Origin of the sequence: Paucibacter sp. DJ2R-2 (assembly GCF_025717675.1) — a bacterium.
Classification (GTDB): Bacteria; Pseudomonadota; Gammaproteobacteria; order Burkholderiales; family Burkholderiaceae_C; genus Paucibacter_A.
This window is the reverse complement of the sequence record NZ_JAJIRT010000001.1, coordinates 288,396-302,780: the sequence shown is the minus strand read 5'-3', so window position 1 is coordinate 302,780 and position 14,385 is coordinate 288,396. Positions and strand designations below refer to the sequence as shown.

Genomic DNA, 14,385 nt, shown 5'->3' with positions numbered 1-14,385 from the left:
CGCTTGCAAGCGGGGCGCTCTTCGGCAGGCGTCGGTCCAGCCGCAGGGCTGGCCCTCGGTCCTGCCTCAGTCCTCGATGCCTCTTTGCGCCGGCACTCCCGCCTTGAAGTGGTGCTTGACCAGCGTCATCTCGGTCACGGTGTCGGCCAGCTCGATCAGCTCGTCCGGCGCGTTACGTCCGGTCAGCACCACATGGACATGGGCCGGCCGTTCGCGCAGGGCTTGCAGCACCGGCTCCAGCGGCAGCCAGCCGTAGCGCAGCGGGTACATGATCTCGTCCAGCACGACCAGGAAATGCTCGCCCGCGGCTATTGCTGCGGCGGCGCGCGCCCAGCCATCGCGGGCCAGCTGGGCGCTGTGCTCCAGGTCGCGGCTCTTCCAGCTGAAGCCATCGCCCAGGCCTTCGATGGGCACACCGAGCTGCTCGAACAGGCGGTGCTCGCCAAAGCGGGCGCTGGGCACTTTCATGAACTGGTAGATCTTGACCGCCTTGCCGCGGCCGTGGGCGCGCAGGGCCAGGCCGAAGGCGGCCGTGCTCTTGCCCTTGCCGTCGCCGGTGTGGACGAGGATCAGGCCGCGGCGCTCGGCCGTGGGGATGACGCGTTCGCGGTCAACAGGGGGCGCAATGATGTCCATGCTCAGCGTGGGCCGGTGGCCGATGAGAAGAAGGCAGCCACGGCCGCCGGATTGGAGGGGAAGTAATGGTGCACATAGCTGGCGCGCAGCGAACCTTGTGCGTACAGGGCTTCGGCCGTGCGGCTGCCGGTCTTGGCATTGGGGTTGCTGGCCATGGCTGTTGGAGCCAGCGCGGTGTCCATCGTCGAGTGATGAAAACTGTGGCCGCGCAGCGGGCCCTCGGGCCAATCCAGGGCTTGCAGGCCGAGCGCGGCCAGTCGCTTTTGCATGCGCGCCTGCCCGGGCATCAGGCCGGCCATGGGATGCACCTGGCCCTCGGCATCGGCCAGGCTGTCGAGCAGACAGAGCATGCCGCCACATTCGGCCAGCAGGGGCTTGGCCTTCGCCAAGTGCTGGCGCAGCGAGGCGAAGAAGCTCGGGTGGGCGGCCAGGGCGGGCGCGTGCAGCTCGGGGTAGCCACCGGGCAGCCAGAGTGCATCGCAGTCGGGCAAGACCTGACCCTGTAGCGGCGAGAAGGTGATCACGTCGGCGCCAAGTGCACGCAGACAGTCCAGATTGGCCGGGTAGATGAAGGAGAAGCAGGCGTCTTGCGCGACAGCGATGCGCCGGCCAGCCAGGGCTTGCGGCGACACCTCGCTCGCGGGCCAGAGGGGTTCTTGCAGATCGAAGCGCACCCGCGGCCATTCGAACTCGTGGCGCAGGGCATCGCCCCAGGCCTGGCCCCAAGCGTCCAGTTGGCTGTCCAGCTCGGGCAGCTCCATGGCCTGGACCAGGCCCAGGTGGCGCTCGGGCAGACTCAGCTCTGGCTTGCGCAACAGGGCGGCGGCCAGGGGCAGATCGTCCGGCAGGCCTTGCGCCACCATCTGGCCATGGCCGGGGCTGCCCACGCGGTTGGCCACCACGCCGCAAAGCTTGATGTCGCTGCGGTAGCGCTGCAAGCCGGTGGCCAGGGCGGCAAAGGTCTGGGCCATGGCCGAGGCATCGATCACGGCCAGCACCGGCAGGCCGAAGGCGGCGGCCAGATCGGCGCTGCTCGGGTCGCCGTCGAACAAGCCCATCACACCCTCGACCAGGATCAGGTCGGCCTCAGCCGCCGCCTGGGCCAGCAAGGCGCGGCAATGGGCCAGGCCGCCCATGAACAGGTCCAGCTGGTAGACCGGATGGCCGCTCGCGCGCTCCAGCACCATGGGGTCAAGGTAGTCCGGCCCGGTCTTGAACACGCGCACGCGCTGACCCTGGCTGCGGTGCCAGCGGGCGATGGCCGCGGTGACGCTGGTCTTGCCCGAGCCCGAGGAGGGCGCGCTGATCAGCACGGCGGGGCAGAGGCGTTCTTGTGCTGGCATGGGCGAACGGTTTCTTGTGCTCATTCCGCGCTGCGTTTCAGCGGCAGCACATTGCTGGCGGGTGAGACCGATGCGGCAGTCGTGGCCCGGCGTGCCGAGGGCGCGGCCGGCAAGGCCAGCCACTGGCCTTGCACTTCGACCAGATGCAGTCGTTCATCGAAGACTTGTTGCAGAGCCGCACGGGTGTCGGCCCGCTCGGGCGAGCCCTGGCAGCGGATGCGGCCGGCCTGCATGACGACCAGGCTGTCTGCTTGCAAGGCCATGTTCAGCTCGTGCAGGACGCTGACCACGGCCACGCCCGAGGCAGCCAGGCCGCGCACCAGCTCCAGCCAGTCGGCCTGGTGCGGCGGGTCGAGATGGGCCAGCGGTTCGTCCATCAGCAACACCTGAGCCTGAACCGCCAGCGCGCGAGCCAGCAACACGCGCTGGCGCTCGCCGCCCGAGAGGCGACCCAGCGGGCGTTCGCGCCAGTCCCAGCTCTGGGTCTGCTGCATGGCTTGCAGCACGGCCGCATGGTCGGCACTGCTGGGCGGCGCCAGCCAGGCCTGGTGCGGCAGGCGGCCCAGCATCACCACCTCGTAGGCCGTCAGCACATCCGAGCTGCTCTCGTTCTGACCCAGCCAGGCCAGGGCGCGGGCGCGGTCGCGGGCCGGCCAGTCCGCCCAGTCGCGGCCCAGCAGCTGCAACTGGCCCTGCATCGGCAGCAGGCCGGCGATGGCGCGCAGCAAGGTCGATTTGCCGGCGCCGTTGGGCCCGACGATGGCGGTCCATTGGCCCGGCTGCAGCGCCAGACCCAGTTCATGAAGAATCGTCTGCCCTTGCAGCTGCAGGCTTTGGACTTGCGTCTGGAGTGCCGGTGAATGTGGCGTTATTGACTTCATGCCCGGTTCTCCAGCAGGGGTTTGCGATGCATCAGCCAGAGCAGGTAGGCGCCGCCCAGTACGGTGGTGACCACGCCGACCGGAAGCTCTTGCGGCGCCACCAGCCAGCGCGCCAGGATGTCGGCCGCCAGCAGCAGGGCGCCGCCGGTCAGGGCCGAGAGCAGGAGCAGCCAGCTGTGGGTGCAGTGCAGGCGGCTGCGCACCAGGTGGGGCGCGACCAGACCGACAAAGGCGATCAGCCCGGCTTGCGCCACGGCCGCGCCGGTGGCCAGGGCCAGCACGGCAATCAGGATCAGGCGGATGGTGGGCAAGCGCACGCCCAGCGATGCGGCGGTCGATTCACCGAGCGTCATGGCATCGAGCGCACGGCTGCTACCCAAGGCCGTCAGCAGGCAGACGGCCAGCAGCGGCGCCATGATGAGCACGCTGTTCCAGCCCAGAAAGCCAGTCGAGCCCATGACGAAGGCCTGCATGGGTCGCATGATGTCGGGCGCCATCAGAATCATCAGCGTGGTCGCCGAGCCCAGGACCACGCCGACGATTACGCCGGCCAGCAGCAAGCGCATGGTCTGTTCGACGCCACGGGCCAGGATCAAAGTCAGCAGCACGGCGCCCACCGCGCCCAGAAAAGCCGCGCCGGTCAGGCCCATGCGCAGCCACAGCGAGGCGGCCGCAGGCGAGGTGCCGGCCAACACCAGCAGCAAGGCCACACCGAGGCCGGCGCCGGAGGAGGCGCCGAGCAAATAGGGGTCGGCCAAGGCATTGCGGAACAGGCCTTGTGCCACCGCGCCGGCCAAGCCCAGCAGGCCGCCGGCCACCCAGGCACCGACCGAGCGCGGCAGGCGGATCTGCCAGAGGATCTGCTCTTGCACCGGTTCGCTGCTGTCCAGCCAACTCCAGCTGAAACCGGTGCTGCCCACCGCCACACCCAGCATCACCAGCAGGCTGCTGAGCAGGGCCAGGGCCAAGAGCAGGACCAGCGGCTTGTGGTGGCTTGGGATCAGCATCATGGCTTCGCTGCGGGCGCCAGGCTGCGCAGGCAGCGTGCCATCCATCCGGCGGCCTCGCCCATGCGCGGGCCGGGGCGGCTGATCACCTCGGCCTCCTCCTTGGGGAAGATGCAGAGCTGCTTGTTGCGCAGGGCCCGGATACCGGCCCAGCCCGGACGGCCTGGCAGGCTGGCGCCGCTGCGCTGCGACACCATGATGATCTGCGGATCGGCCCGCACAATGAATTCGGGGTTGAGCTTGGGGAAGGGCCCCAGTTCCTTACCGACGATGTTCTTCACGCCCAAGCGCGTCAGCGTTTCGCCGATGAAGGACGACTCGCCGGCGGCGTAGGGCGCACTGTCGATTTCGTAATAAATGGTCTGGCCTTTGACCGAGGCCGGCACGCTGGCCGCCGCCTGATGGACGGCCGCGTCGATCTGCTGCCAGACCTTCTGCGGCTCCGCCACGCCCAGCAGCTCGCCGATCTTGCCCAGCACGCGGCGCACATCCTCGTGGCTGCGTGTCTCCAGCACCAACAGCTTGATGCCCAGGCTGGCCAGACGGTCCTGCACCCGGGAGGATGCGGACAGGATGACCACATCGGGTTTGAGTGCGACGATGGTCTCGATCTGTGTGTCATCGAGGCCGCCCAGCTTGGGAAGGGCGTTCACCGAGGCCGGGTGGTTGGAATAGCGGTCCACGCCGACCAGGCGATCGCAGGCACCCAGAGCGCAGACGGTCTCGGTCAAGGAGGGCAGCAGGCTGATGATGCGGCGCGGCGGTTCGCTGAGCTGCATGGTGTTGCCGGCGTCGTCGCTGAGCTTGATCGGCGCGGCTTGGGCACTGGCTGATATCAGCGATAGCAGAAGCAGCATTAGCAAAGCGGGCAGCAGGCGCGGGTGCGTGATCTTCATGCGGGTTCTCCTCCACTTCTTCCTTGTTCGATCGGCCGCGTCCAGGCCTGGCCGGCGACCATCAGGGTCAGGTCTTGACAGCGGCGTGCCACGGCCTGGTTGAGTCGGCCCAGTTCGTCGACGAAGTCGCGCACCTCGGGCCCCAAGGGCGAGATGCCCCAGCCGACCTCGTTGGAGACGAAGATCACCGGCGAAGCCAGACCGGGCAGGCAGTCGAGCAGCGCGGCCTGTTCTGCGGCCCAGCCGGCGCGGTCGGGCCGGCCGTCCATGGGCATCAGCCAGTTGGTCAGCCACAGGGTCAGGCAGTCCACCAGCAGCAGCCGGCCCGGCGCGCTCTGGGCGCGCAGGGCCCGGCTCAGCGACATTGGCACCTCGACCGTGGTAAAGCCGGTCGGGCGATCCGCCTGGTGGCGGGCGATGCGCTGGCGCATCTCCTCGTCCCAGGCCAAGGCCGTGGCCAGCACGCAGACCTCATGGGCGGGCGAGGCCGCCTGCCAGCGCAGGGCCAGCTCTTCAGCGTGGCGGCTCTTGCCGCTGCGTTGGCCACCGACGATGAGCTGGTGCTGCGCTGTCATGGGCCTGCGTCCGGCGGAGTGGACCTTACAGCGCAGCCGGGCTGTAGCGCAGGCCGACGAAGACCGTGCGCGGTGCCTGGGCGTAGCCGCCTGCTGTGTGGTAGCTGCGGTTGAAGGCATTGTCCAGATTCAGCTGCAGGCGCAGTTCGCGCGTCAGGCTGTACTGGGCGTCGAGGTTGAGCAAGGCATAGCCCGCCAGCGGCTTGGTGTTGGCGGCGTTGTCATAGCGCTGACCCGAGCTCTGCACGGCCGCGCCCAACTTCCAGTTCGCCACCGTGGTGTCGGCACGCAATGTGCCATACATGCGCGCACGGCGGGCCAGCAGCTTGCTGGTGCTCATGTCCTTGGGGGCTTGCAGGTCCATGGTGCTGGAGAGGCGAATGCCGGCGATCTCGGTGCTGCCCTGCAGGCTCAGGCCTTGCAAACGGGCCGAGGCCACGTTCTGGTAGCAGCCGCCCTTGTTGATGCAGCTGCCGGCCGCGCCGTAGATGATCAGGTCGCGGATGCGGTTGCGGTAGGCGGTGACCGAAAACTCGCTGCGCTCATTGCCGTACTTCAGTCCGAATTCGAAGTTACGACCATGTTCGGCATCGAGCGGCTTGACGCCGGGCTTGCTCAGATCGGGGCCGTAGATGCTGCCGCGCTGGAACAAGGTCGGCGCGCGGAACGCGGTGCCGATGGAGCTGACCAGACGCAGGCCCGGGGCGATCACATAGCCGGCCGCGACCGTGCCGGTGTTGACGCCACCGAACTGGCTGTCGTCGTCATGGCGGCCATGCAGCTGCAGGCTCAGCGCGTCCTGGCTCCACAGCCAGCCCAGGGCCAAAGCATTCTGGTGGCGCTTGTCGACCTTGTCTGCGGTCAGCAGGTTCGGATTCTCCAGACGGTCTTCGCGGCGCTCGACGATGAAGTTGAGCTGCTGACCCTTGCTGATCTCGTAGCTGCCGTTGAGGCTGATATTGCGCAGCCGAGTCTCGGTCTGGTAGATCGAGGGTTTGGTCTCGTACTGCTCGTTCGACTGGCCCAGGCTCAGCTGGGTTTGCAGGGCCGGCACCCACTGTGCGCTCCAGCTCAGTTGGGCAACGCGGGTGTCCTGGATGCTGTGGTCGTCGTTGTTGGGCGTGTTCTTGGAACCATCGTACTGAGCATCAGCGTGACTGCTGAGCGCCAGCGCTTCCAGACGGTGCGCCGGATTCAGCTGCAGGCCGACTCGGGCCTTGAGGTTGTGGTTCTTCCAGCCGTCGCGGTCGGCGATATAGCTGAAGCTGCTGGGTGAGTCGATGGTGCTGTTGAAGCCGTCGCTACGCTCGGTCGCTGCGCTTAGGGCGAAGTCCAGCAGACCCGAGCTTCCGGTGAGGCCGGCGTCGAGCTTGCGGGTGCCGAGATTGCCCAGACCGACGCCCAGCTCGGCCTGCAGGCGCGGGCCGCCCTTGCGGGTGAAGATCTGCACCACGCCGCCGACGGCGTCCGAGCCGTAGATGGCGCTGGCCGGGCCTTTCAGCACTTCCACGCGTTCAATCTGGGACAGCGGGATGCCTTGCCAGGCCGTGCCGCCGCTGGCCTGGGAATCGACGCGCACGCCGTCCACCAGCACCACGGTGTGGCGGGTTTCAGCGCCGCGCAGATAGAGCGAGGTGCTGGTGCCGGGGCCGCCATTGCGTACCATCTCCACGCAGCCGCTGTTGCGCAGCAGATCGGCCAGGCCGCCGAAGGCCTGGCGTTCGATGTCGGCGCGGTTCAGCACGGTCAGGTCGGCCAGGACTTCGCTCAGGCGAATCGGTGAACGGGTGGCCGTGACCACCACCGAATCGAGTTTGTTCGGGCCAGGGCCCTGCGCTAGGGCATCGCCCTGGACGGCCACTGCGATCAGGGCTAGGGCAAAGGGCAGCGTACGCGCGCGGACCGTGGAGGAGGGGATGGAAGCGGGCAGGGACGCGCGCGCCTGAGTGCGGGCCTGGGGCCGGACAGAAGAGGTCATGTGAACGAGAAACAAGCAAGACTGCCAGGCACCAGCTCACCCGCTGAGCGCCTGTTGAACGATGTGCTGCGGCGCCAGCCCGGTTCGGGCAAGGGCACGCGGCGCACCACGTTGTTGGCCGGTATCCGGGCTGGTGAACATGGCCTGCTGTGTCCTTCCCAATGCCGGCAGGCATCAGTGGATTGTTGACAGAGGCTGAGGTTCAAGCGCACGCCGGAAGGCGCGACCGAACTTCGTTCACTTACCGTTGCGGGGACAGCTCAGGTTGGGCATGGCTCCGTGGGAGCGCGGCCTTTCTGATTCCCGTTTAACTGCACAGACATGAATGCCTGCACGAGCACCAACGGCGGGATTCTAGCTTGCTGCAGAGGCGGGCTTGGCGGCTTTGCCTGGCTGGCTCACCTTCGGCGCCTTGGGTGTCTTCGGCGGCTTGGGGTCTTTGGGTGTTTTGGGCGGCGTCGGGACCTGCGCCTGCTTGCTGGGGGCGGCGGCTGCTGCGGGAGGCTGGCCTCGGCCATGGATGGCGATGGCAGGAGCCGCGCGGCGCCGGGCTTCGGCCTCTTGCTGCTGGCGCTGCACTTCGAGCTCGCGGGCCCGCCTTGCGTCCTGCTGTGCGAGTTCTTGGGCAGCGCGGCGGTCGGCTGCACTGGGCTGGTCGAAGCTGAGGGATTGAGGCGCCTTGTCGCCCGCCTCGGGGCAAGGGGCATCGCGCAGGTCTCGCCCATCCGGGCCGCAGCGGTAGATCGTTGTGCTGCGTGTCTGGCTCTGCGCCATGACTGCGCTGCTGAGCGGCAGCGCCAGGACCGCAGCCAGGGCCGCTGCGGTGAGGTGACCGAAGGGGCGGGGCTGCGGGGTGCTGTGCATGATCAGCTCACTTTCAGATCCGTTGGAGCGGGAGCGATGCTGGGCGCGGCATCAGCATCTGGCTTGTTGACCGGCTTGGGTGGCTTGGGCCGTGGCGGCTTGGCGTGGATCTTGGCCAGTGCCTTGTCCATCTGCCCGCTCAGCATCAGCTCGACGGCGTCCATGGATTTGGCAATGCAGTCCTGCAGCAGTTCGCGCTCCGACAGCGGAGGCTTGCGCAGCACATAGCCGGCCACCTCGCCCTTGTGGCCCGGGTGACCGATGCCCAGGCGCAGGCGCCAGAAGTTGGCCGAGCCCAGCTGGGCCTGCATGTCCTTCAAGCCGTTGTGGCCGCCGTTGCCACCGCCTTGCTTGAACTTCATCTCGCCGGGCAGCAGATCGAGCTCGTCGTGAATCGCCAGGATCTGCTCGGGCTCGATCTTGAAGAAGCGGGCCAGCGCCGCCACCGACTTGCCCGAGAGGTTCATATAGGTCATGGGCTGCAGCAGCCAGACCGGGCCGTCGCTGCCGGGCGCGTTGTTCACGCGTGCGCACAGGCCGTAGTAATTGCGTTCGGGCTGCAGGGTGGTGCCCAGCTTGCGCGCCAGCGCATCGGTCCACCAGAAACCGGCGTTATGGCGCGTGTCTTCGTACTCGGCGCCCGGGTTGCCCAGGCCAACAAAGAGTCGGATGCTCATGCGGAAGATTATGGCCTTGTGGCTGTCGGTCTTGGAGCTGTGGCGGCTCCGGCCTCAAGCCTTGAGATGAAACAAAAAAGGCCCCGCAGAGCAGGGCCTTCTTCTTGATGCCGATGCCTCGCGTGAGCAGGGTAAATCGGCAGGGCAGTGCGGGAAGAAAAGAAGAATTACTTCTTCTTCTTCTTCTTGCCGTCGTCGGCCGGAGCGGCAGCTGCGGCCACCACGACTTCAACCACGGGCTCCACCGGCGTGGCGACCACGGGGTTCGGCTTGCCGTGCGTCACGACCTTGATACCTGCGGGGATCTTCAGGTCATTGACGTGCACCGAGTGACCCTTGGTCAGGCCGCTCAGGTCCACTTCAATGAAAGCGGGCAGTTGCTGAGCCAGGCAGGTGATCTGCAGCTCGGTGATGATGTGGTTGACCGTGCAGTGGTCGGTCTTCACAGCAGGCGAAGTGTCTTCACCGATGAAGTGCAGCGGGATCTTCTTGGTGATCTTGGTGCTGCTGTCCACGCGCTGGAAGTCGCAGTGCAGGACTTGCGGCTTGTAGGGGTGCAGTTGGAAGTCGCGCAGCAGAACTTGCGTGACGGCGCCGTTCAGTTCCATCTCGAGGATGGTGCTGTGGAAGGCTTCCTTCTTCAGGGCGTGGAACAGGGCGTTGTGGTCCAGTTCGATGTTGGCAGGAGCGCCAGCGCCGAAAACGATACCAGGAACGCGGCCGGCAATGCGCAGGCGGCGGCTCGCTCCGGTCCCCTGCAGATTGCGCTCAAAAGCGGTGAATTTCATAGTGACTCCAAAAGGGCTGAACACCGCAAGCGGTGTTCATGGTGTTGAGCGCCCGCGACCAGGCTGCTCAGTGAAATGCAGTCCGTACTGCGACTGCATGTGATTCGGGCGCCGCAGCTAAGAGCTGCGTCGCCCGAAAATCTGCTTAGAAATTGTTGTTCTGCTCGCTAAACAGCGAGGTGACCGACTCACCGTCCGAAATGCGGCGGATGGTTTCGGCGAACAGGAAGGCAACCGACAGCTGGCGAATCTTGCCGCAGGCCTTGGCGGCGTCGTTCAGCGGAATGGTGTTGCTGATGACGACTTCGTCCAGGTGCGACTTGGAGATGCGCTCGATGGCGGGGCCCGACAGAATGGGGTGGGTGCAGTAGGCGAACACGCTCTTGGCGCCACGGTCCTTCAGCACTTCAGCGGCCTTCACCAGGGTGCCTGCCGTGTCGATCATGTCATCCATGATCACGCAGTTGCGGCCGTCGATCTCACCGATGACGTGCATCACTTCCGAGACATTGGCGGCCGGACGGCGCTTGTCGATGATGGCCAGATCGCAACCCAGCTGCTTGGCCAGGGCGCGTGCGCGCACCACGCCGCCGACGTCGGGGCTGACCACGACCAGATTGCTGTAGTTGCGGGCCTTCAGGTCCGACAGCAGCACGGGCGAGGCGTAGATGTTGTCGACCGGGATGTCGAAGAAGCCTTGGATCTGGTCGGCGTGCAAGTCCATGGTCAGGACGCGTTCGACACCGACGGTTTCCAGCAGATTGGCCACGACCTTGGCCGAGATCGGCACGCGGGTCGAACGGGGGCGGCGGTCTTGGCGGGCGTAACCGTAGTACGGGATCACGGCGGTGATGCGGCGAGCGCTGGCGCGCTTCAGGGCATCGACCATGATCAGCAGTTCCATCAGGTTCTCGTTCGTCGGCGCGCAAGTGGGCTGGATGACGAAGACGTCGCGAGCGCGAACGTTTTGCTGGATCTCGACCGTGACTTCACCATCGGAGAAGCGACCGACCACAGCCTTGCCGAGCTCGAGGCCCAGATGCGTGGCGATTTCTTGGGAGAGCACCGGATTGGCGTTACCGGTGAAGAGGACGGTATTGAGCAGCACGGGCCATCCTTTGGGTCAAGGACCCGTGGCCAGCCAGCGTGTCCGGGTGGGTATCTACGAGAAAGAAATTTGGCAGGGGAAGAAGGATTCGAACCTTCGCATGTCGGAATCAAAATCCGATGCCTTAACCAACTTGGCGACTCCCCTACACAGGACACTGCAGAGCTGCAGCACCCCATAACTTGTGTCAGTCTTTTTCAGCCCAACCCTGCAAAGGGTGGCGATTCAGACTGCGGCAAATTCTACCAGACCAGTGAGTGGGCAAACCCGAAATCAGCTGATTTTTTTTACGGTAGTCAATCCCGTCTTTCCCGTACTCATGGGTATTTTCTGGAGTGCGCTCTGAAGCGTCGACTCTTGCAAATACCGCACTGCCTGAACCCGTCATCCGGCTGTTGCCGAATCGCGATTCCAGCAGTTCGAGTGCCTGTACCACCTCGGGGCAGAAGTCCTCGGCCGGCTTTTGCAGGTCATTGCGACCAAAGCCATTCAAGAGTTTCTTAACTCCCTCGGAGTCCAAGCTCACTGCGCTTGTCAGGGCGCCAGCATCTTCAGACAGCGCCAATTTTTTGGTTTTGTCGTCGCTGCTGTTGTGTGCAGGAAAGCCCGCTACTATAGCCACGGAATTTGATCTTGCCAAGAGGGGGCTCGAAAATATTTTCTGCGTGGGGATGCTTGCGGCCGGTTTCACCACGGCAAAGCTCATCTCCGGCAGCTCGATCGGATGCAGGATTTCACCGATGCCTTCGACAAAAGCATGGCTGCCGCCGAGGAAAAACGGCACATCGGCGCCCAGGCTCAGGCCCAGGGGCAGCAGGCGCGACAGCGGCCAATTCAGGCCCCAGAGCCGGTTCAGAGCAAGCAGGGTCGAGGCGGCGTCAGACGATCCGCCGCCCATGCCCGCGCCGGCCGGCAAGCGCTTTTCGATATGGATGTCTGCGCCCAGCGTGCAGCCGCTTTGCTGTTGCAGCGCGCGGGCGGCGCGCAGGCACAGGTCGTCGGCGGGCAGGGCGTCGCCCTGGTCATGGCGCTGCAAGAGGCCATCTCCGCGCCGTTCGAAGTGCAGGGTGTCGGCCCAATCGATCAAGGCAAAGATGGACTGCAGCAGGTGATAGCCGTCCGGCCGCTTGCCCACCACATGCAGGAACAGATTGAGCTTGGCGGGAGCGGGAACGTCGTAGAGCGCTTGCATGGCGGGCAAAGGTCAGAAAGGGGCGAGAAATGGCTGGGCGCCTCAGTTGGCGTCCAGGCGCGCGCGCAGGATCACGGTCGGGCTGGCATTGCGGCTGGCGACGATCAAACCTTCGGCGCGGCGCGCCAAGTCGAGACGCCAGCCCAGTTGCTCGAAGCCGCTCTGCGGGGCCGGCAGGGCTTCGTGGGCGGCCTGCGGCCAGGGCTGGCCGCGCAGCCAGTCGAACAGGGCAGCCAGCGGCACGGTCTCGCCCAGCATCTCGCGGGTCAGGGCGTCGAGGTTGTCGAAGCGGCGCTCGCCTTCGGGCGTCTGCAGGCTCACCTCCTTGCTGTCCCAGCGAGCGCGGGCCACCAGGCTGCCAAGGGGCGTGCTCAGCTCCAGCAGGCCGGCGGCGGGGCCGCCACTGAGATCGAAGCTGACATTGCCGCCGCTCGGCCGGCCGTTGATGCCGGTCGTCTGTACGCTGAGTCGTCCAGTTATGCGCGCTGCATTGGCTGCGCTCGACACGGAGCTGGCGGGCGCCTGTTGCGGCGCCAAGCTGGCGCAGCCGCCCAGGAACAATGCGGCGACGGCCAATGCCGGCGCCAGGCGGCGCAGGCTCACAGCTTGACCTTCAGGCGTTTGAGCGTGTCCAGCAATGCTTCGTTCTTGGGGTCACGACGCATGCCCTCGGCCCAGACGCGGCGGGCTTCGTCCTGCTTGTCGCTGGCCCAGAGCACCTCGCCCAGGTGGGCGGCAATCTCGGCGTCGGGGCGGGCCTCGAAGGCCAGGCGCAGCAGGCGCTGGGCCTCTTCCTTATTGCCCAGGCGGAACTCGACCCAGCCCATGCTGTCCATGATGAAGGGCTCGGAGGGCACCAGGCTCAGGGCCTTGGCGATCAGGCCGCGCGCTTCTTCCAGGCGGATATTGCGATCGGCCAGCGAATAGCCGAGCGCGTTGTAGGCATGGTGGTGGTCGGCCTTGAGCGCGATCACGCGCTTGAGCAGGGTCTCCATCTCGTCCAGGCGACCCAGCTTCTCGGCCATCATCGATTGCTCGTAGATCAGGTCCGTTTCATTGGGCAGGCGGGCCGTGGCGCGGGCCAGCACCTCGTAGGCCAGCTGCCATTCGCGGCGGTCGCGCAGCAGCTGCGACTCGGCCATCAGCTTGGCGCGGGTGGCCTCGGGGCTGTCCTCGGGCAAGTCCTGCAGGAGTCTTCGAGCTTCCGGCAGGCGGCCCTGGCGAGCCATCAGCGAAGCGCGGCGGTACTGGGCTTCGAAGCGCCGCTGCGGACTGTCCACCTTGATCAACCAGGCCTCGGCCGCCTTCAGATCACCGCGCTGTTCGGCTGCCTGGGCCAGCATCAGCCAGGATTGCTGGCGCGCTTCCATGTGGGTCTCGGCCTGCTCTTCCTGGGCCTCGGCGCTGCTGGCCTCGAGGCGGCGCAGGTATTCGAGCAGGGCCGATTCGGCCGCCTCGGGCTGGCGCAATTCCAGCTCCAAGGTGCCCAGAGCGAACCAGGCCGTCAGCTGATCGGGGCTCTTCAGGGTCACGGCCCGGAACTCGCGGGCAGCGTCCGAGGGCCGCTGGGCCCGTGCCAGCGCGCGGCCATAGGCCAGGCGCAGCTTGTGGTCATCCGGGGTGATTTTCAGGCGGGCTTCGATCAATCGCTCCGCTTCCGGCTGGTCGGGCATGAGCTCCAGGGCCAGTTGCAGGCTGTCGTCGCCCTCAGGGAATTGCCGCGCCAGGTTTTGGCTGATGCTCAGCGCGCGCGCCTTGTCGCCGGCCGCCATGGCCAGCCTGGCCAGCACGACCTGGGCCGCCAGCCGGGTTTCTGGCTGCTGGCTGGCGCTTTGCAGCAGAGGCTCGAAGCTGGCCAGCACCCGCTGAGGTTCGGCGGCACGCTGGAACAGACGAGGCAGGCCGGCCAGCACGGCGCCGCGCTGGTCGGGTGGGTTCAAGACCAGCAGGGCACGCAGCGGCTCCACGGCTTCGGCCGGGCGGTTCAGCAAGGCCAGCAGTTGGATGGTCATCTGCTGAGCCGGCAGCGAGGCCGGCAGGCTTTCGCGCCAGGCGCGTGCGGCCGACAGGGCCTGGTCGCCCGCTCGCGCTTGCAGGGCAATGTTGACGACGCGCTTGAACAGCTCCTCGTCCTTGGTGCGGCGTGCTGCGTCGAGCAGCACCTGGTAAGCAACGCCGGCCTGACCGGTGCTCAGCTCCAGTTCACCGACCAGGAGTTGGTAGAACAAAGGCGCGTCGAGTTCGGAGTTGCTGGGCTTGGCCTCGCTTGCGCTATTGGATGCTTCGGGCGAGGTGGCGGCGCTGGCCGTCATGGCCCCCGCACCGAAAAGGCCGGCCGCCAGGAGGGCAAGGACTGGGGCCCTGAGCTTGGAGCTCGGGCGGTGGCGGCGTAAGGAATCGGGCATGCAACAAGCTCCTGCGTGATCACAAGACCCGGGCT

Annotated in this window: 14 protein-coding genes, 1 tRNA gene and 1 riboswitch; all 15 genes read right to left on the bottom strand. The window is 66.5% G+C overall.

Features of this window, described 5'->3' with window-relative positions; all coding sequences use genetic code 11:
- Positions 1–66: 66 nt before the first annotated feature.
- The 15 genes from cobO to LNV28_RS01265 all read right to left on the bottom strand — a co-directional run bounded on the left by cobO (position 67) and on the right by LNV28_RS01265 (position 14,257).
- Positions 67–636, bottom strand: coding sequence for a cob(I)yrinic acid a,c-diamide adenosyltransferase (gene cobO, locus LNV28_RS01335; RefSeq protein WP_263516872.1), 570 nt, complete (start codon positions 634–636; stop codon positions 67–69).
- Positions 637–638: 2 nt separating this feature from the next.
- A complete protein-coding gene (locus tag LNV28_RS01330; protein ID WP_263517162.1) occupies positions 639–1,979 on the bottom strand; it encodes a cobyrinic acid a,c-diamide synthase CobB in 1,341 nt (446 codons plus the stop codon).
- Between the two features lie 20 nt (positions 1,980–1,999).
- Positions 2,000–2,860, bottom strand: coding sequence for an ABC transporter ATP-binding protein (locus tag LNV28_RS01325; protein ID WP_263516873.1), 861 nt, complete (start codon positions 2,858–2,860; stop codon positions 2,000–2,002).
- A complete protein-coding gene (locus tag LNV28_RS01320; protein ID WP_263516874.1) occupies positions 2,857–3,870 on the bottom strand; it encodes a FecCD family ABC transporter permease in 1,014 nt (337 codons plus the stop codon). Before LNV28_RS01320 ends, LNV28_RS01325 begins: the two co-directional genes overlap by 4 nt.
- On the bottom strand, positions 3,867–4,763 hold the full coding sequence (locus LNV28_RS01315) for an ABC transporter substrate-binding protein (RefSeq protein WP_263516875.1): 897 nt from the start codon (positions 4,761–4,763) through the stop codon (positions 3,867–3,869). The genes LNV28_RS01320 and LNV28_RS01315 overlap by 4 nt, the downstream gene beginning before the upstream one ends.
- Positions 4,760–5,338 carry a bifunctional adenosylcobinamide kinase/adenosylcobinamide-phosphate guanylyltransferase gene (gene cobU / locus LNV28_RS01310; protein WP_263516876.1) on the bottom strand — a complete coding sequence of 193 codons (579 nt, stop codon included), beginning with the start codon at positions 5,336–5,338 and terminating at the stop codon, positions 4,760–4,762. The genes LNV28_RS01315 and cobU overlap by 4 nt, the downstream gene beginning before the upstream one ends.
- A gap of 25 nt (positions 5,339–5,363) precedes the next feature.
- On the bottom strand, positions 5,364–7,316 hold the full coding sequence (locus LNV28_RS01305; protein ID WP_263516877.1) for a TonB-dependent receptor plug domain-containing protein: 1,953 nt from the start codon (positions 7,314–7,316) through the stop codon (positions 5,364–5,366).
- Positions 7,317–7,415: 99 nt separating this feature from the next.
- Positions 7,416–7,676: riboswitch (cobalamin riboswitch) on the bottom strand.
- Complete coding sequence (locus tag LNV28_RS01300) at positions 7,671–8,180, bottom strand: hypothetical protein (RefSeq protein ID WP_263516878.1); 510 nt, start codon at positions 8,178–8,180, stop codon at positions 7,671–7,673. Its footprint overlaps the riboswitch before it by 6 nt.
- A 2-nt stretch (positions 8,181–8,182) precedes the next feature.
- Entirely contained in the window at positions 8,183–8,857 is a 675-nt protein-coding gene (gene pth / locus LNV28_RS01295; protein ID WP_263516879.1) for an aminoacyl-tRNA hydrolase, read from the bottom strand.
- Between the two features lie 167 nt (positions 8,858–9,024).
- Positions 9,025–9,645 (bottom strand): 50S ribosomal protein L25/general stress protein Ctc, encoded by a 621-nt coding sequence (locus tag LNV28_RS01290; protein WP_263516880.1) that lies wholly within the window; start codon positions 9,643–9,645, stop codon positions 9,025–9,027.
- Between the two features lie 145 nt (positions 9,646–9,790).
- Positions 9,791–10,753: a ribose-phosphate pyrophosphokinase gene (locus LNV28_RS01285; protein WP_124448124.1), complete on the bottom strand. Its 963-nt coding sequence runs from the start codon at positions 10,751–10,753 to the stop codon at positions 9,791–9,793.
- Between the two features lie 70 nt (positions 10,754–10,823).
- Positions 10,824–10,900, bottom strand: a tRNA-Gln gene (locus tag LNV28_RS01280).
- A gap of 40 nt (positions 10,901–10,940) precedes the next feature.
- A complete protein-coding gene (gene ispE / locus LNV28_RS01275; RefSeq protein ID WP_263516881.1) occupies positions 10,941–11,945 on the bottom strand; it encodes a 4-(cytidine 5'-diphospho)-2-C-methyl-D-erythritol kinase in 1,005 nt (334 codons plus the stop codon).
- A 42-nt stretch (positions 11,946–11,987) separates the two neighbouring features.
- The gene (locus LNV28_RS01270; protein WP_263516882.1) at positions 11,988–12,548 is read right to left on the bottom strand and encodes a lipoprotein insertase outer membrane protein LolB; all 561 of its coding nucleotides are present in this window, start codon (positions 12,546–12,548) and stop codon (positions 11,988–11,990) included.
- Positions 12,545–14,257, bottom strand: coding sequence for a tetratricopeptide repeat protein (locus LNV28_RS01265; protein WP_263516883.1), 1,713 nt, complete (start codon positions 14,255–14,257; stop codon positions 12,545–12,547). Before LNV28_RS01265 ends, LNV28_RS01270 begins: the two co-directional genes overlap by 4 nt.
- Positions 14,258–14,385 lie beyond the last annotated feature (128 nt).

What these genes read in the sequence shown, in the direction of transcription:
- LNV28_RS01330 (WP_263517162.1), bottom strand. Translation starts at nt 1,979, where the DNA reads ATGCCAGCACAAGAACGCCTCTGCCCCGCCGTGCTGATCAGCGCGCCC.
- LNV28_RS01290 (WP_263516880.1), bottom strand. Translation starts at nt 9,645, where the DNA reads ATGAAATTCACCGCTTTTGAGCGCAATCTGCAGGGGACCGGAGCGAGC.
- pth (WP_263516879.1), bottom strand. Translation starts at nt 8,857, where the DNA reads ATGAGCATCCGACTCTTTGTTGGCCTGGGCAACCCGGGCGCCGAGTAC.
- LNV28_RS01325 (WP_263516873.1), bottom strand. Translation starts at nt 2,860, where the DNA reads ATGAAGTCAATAACGCCACATTCACCGGCACTCCAGACGCAAGTCCAA.
- LNV28_RS01315 (WP_263516875.1), bottom strand. Translation starts at nt 4,763, where the DNA reads ATGAAGATCACGCACCCGCGCCTGCTGCCCGCTTTGCTAATGCTGCTT.
- cobO (WP_263516872.1), bottom strand. Translation starts at nt 636, where the DNA reads ATGGACATCATTGCGCCCCCTGTTGACCGCGAACGCGTCATCCCCACG.
- cobU (WP_263516876.1), bottom strand. Translation starts at nt 5,338, where the DNA reads ATGACAGCGCAGCACCAGCTCATCGTCGGTGGCCAACGCAGCGGCAAG.
- ispE (WP_263516881.1), bottom strand. Translation starts at nt 11,945, where the DNA reads ATGCAAGCGCTCTACGACGTTCCCGCTCCCGCCAAGCTCAATCTGTTC.
- LNV28_RS01305 (WP_263516877.1), bottom strand. Translation starts at nt 7,316, where the DNA reads ATGACCTCTTCTGTCCGGCCCCAGGCCCGCACTCAGGCGCGCGCGTCC.
- LNV28_RS01300 (WP_263516878.1), bottom strand. Translation starts at nt 8,180, where the DNA reads ATGCACAGCACCCCGCAGCCCCGCCCCTTCGGTCACCTCACCGCAGCG.
- LNV28_RS01265 (WP_263516883.1), bottom strand. Translation starts at nt 14,257, where the DNA reads ATGACGGCCAGCGCCGCCACCTCGCCCGAAGCATCCAATAGCGCAAGC.
- LNV28_RS01320 (WP_263516874.1), bottom strand. Translation starts at nt 3,870, where the DNA reads ATGATGCTGATCCCAAGCCACCACAAGCCGCTGGTCCTGCTCTTGGCC.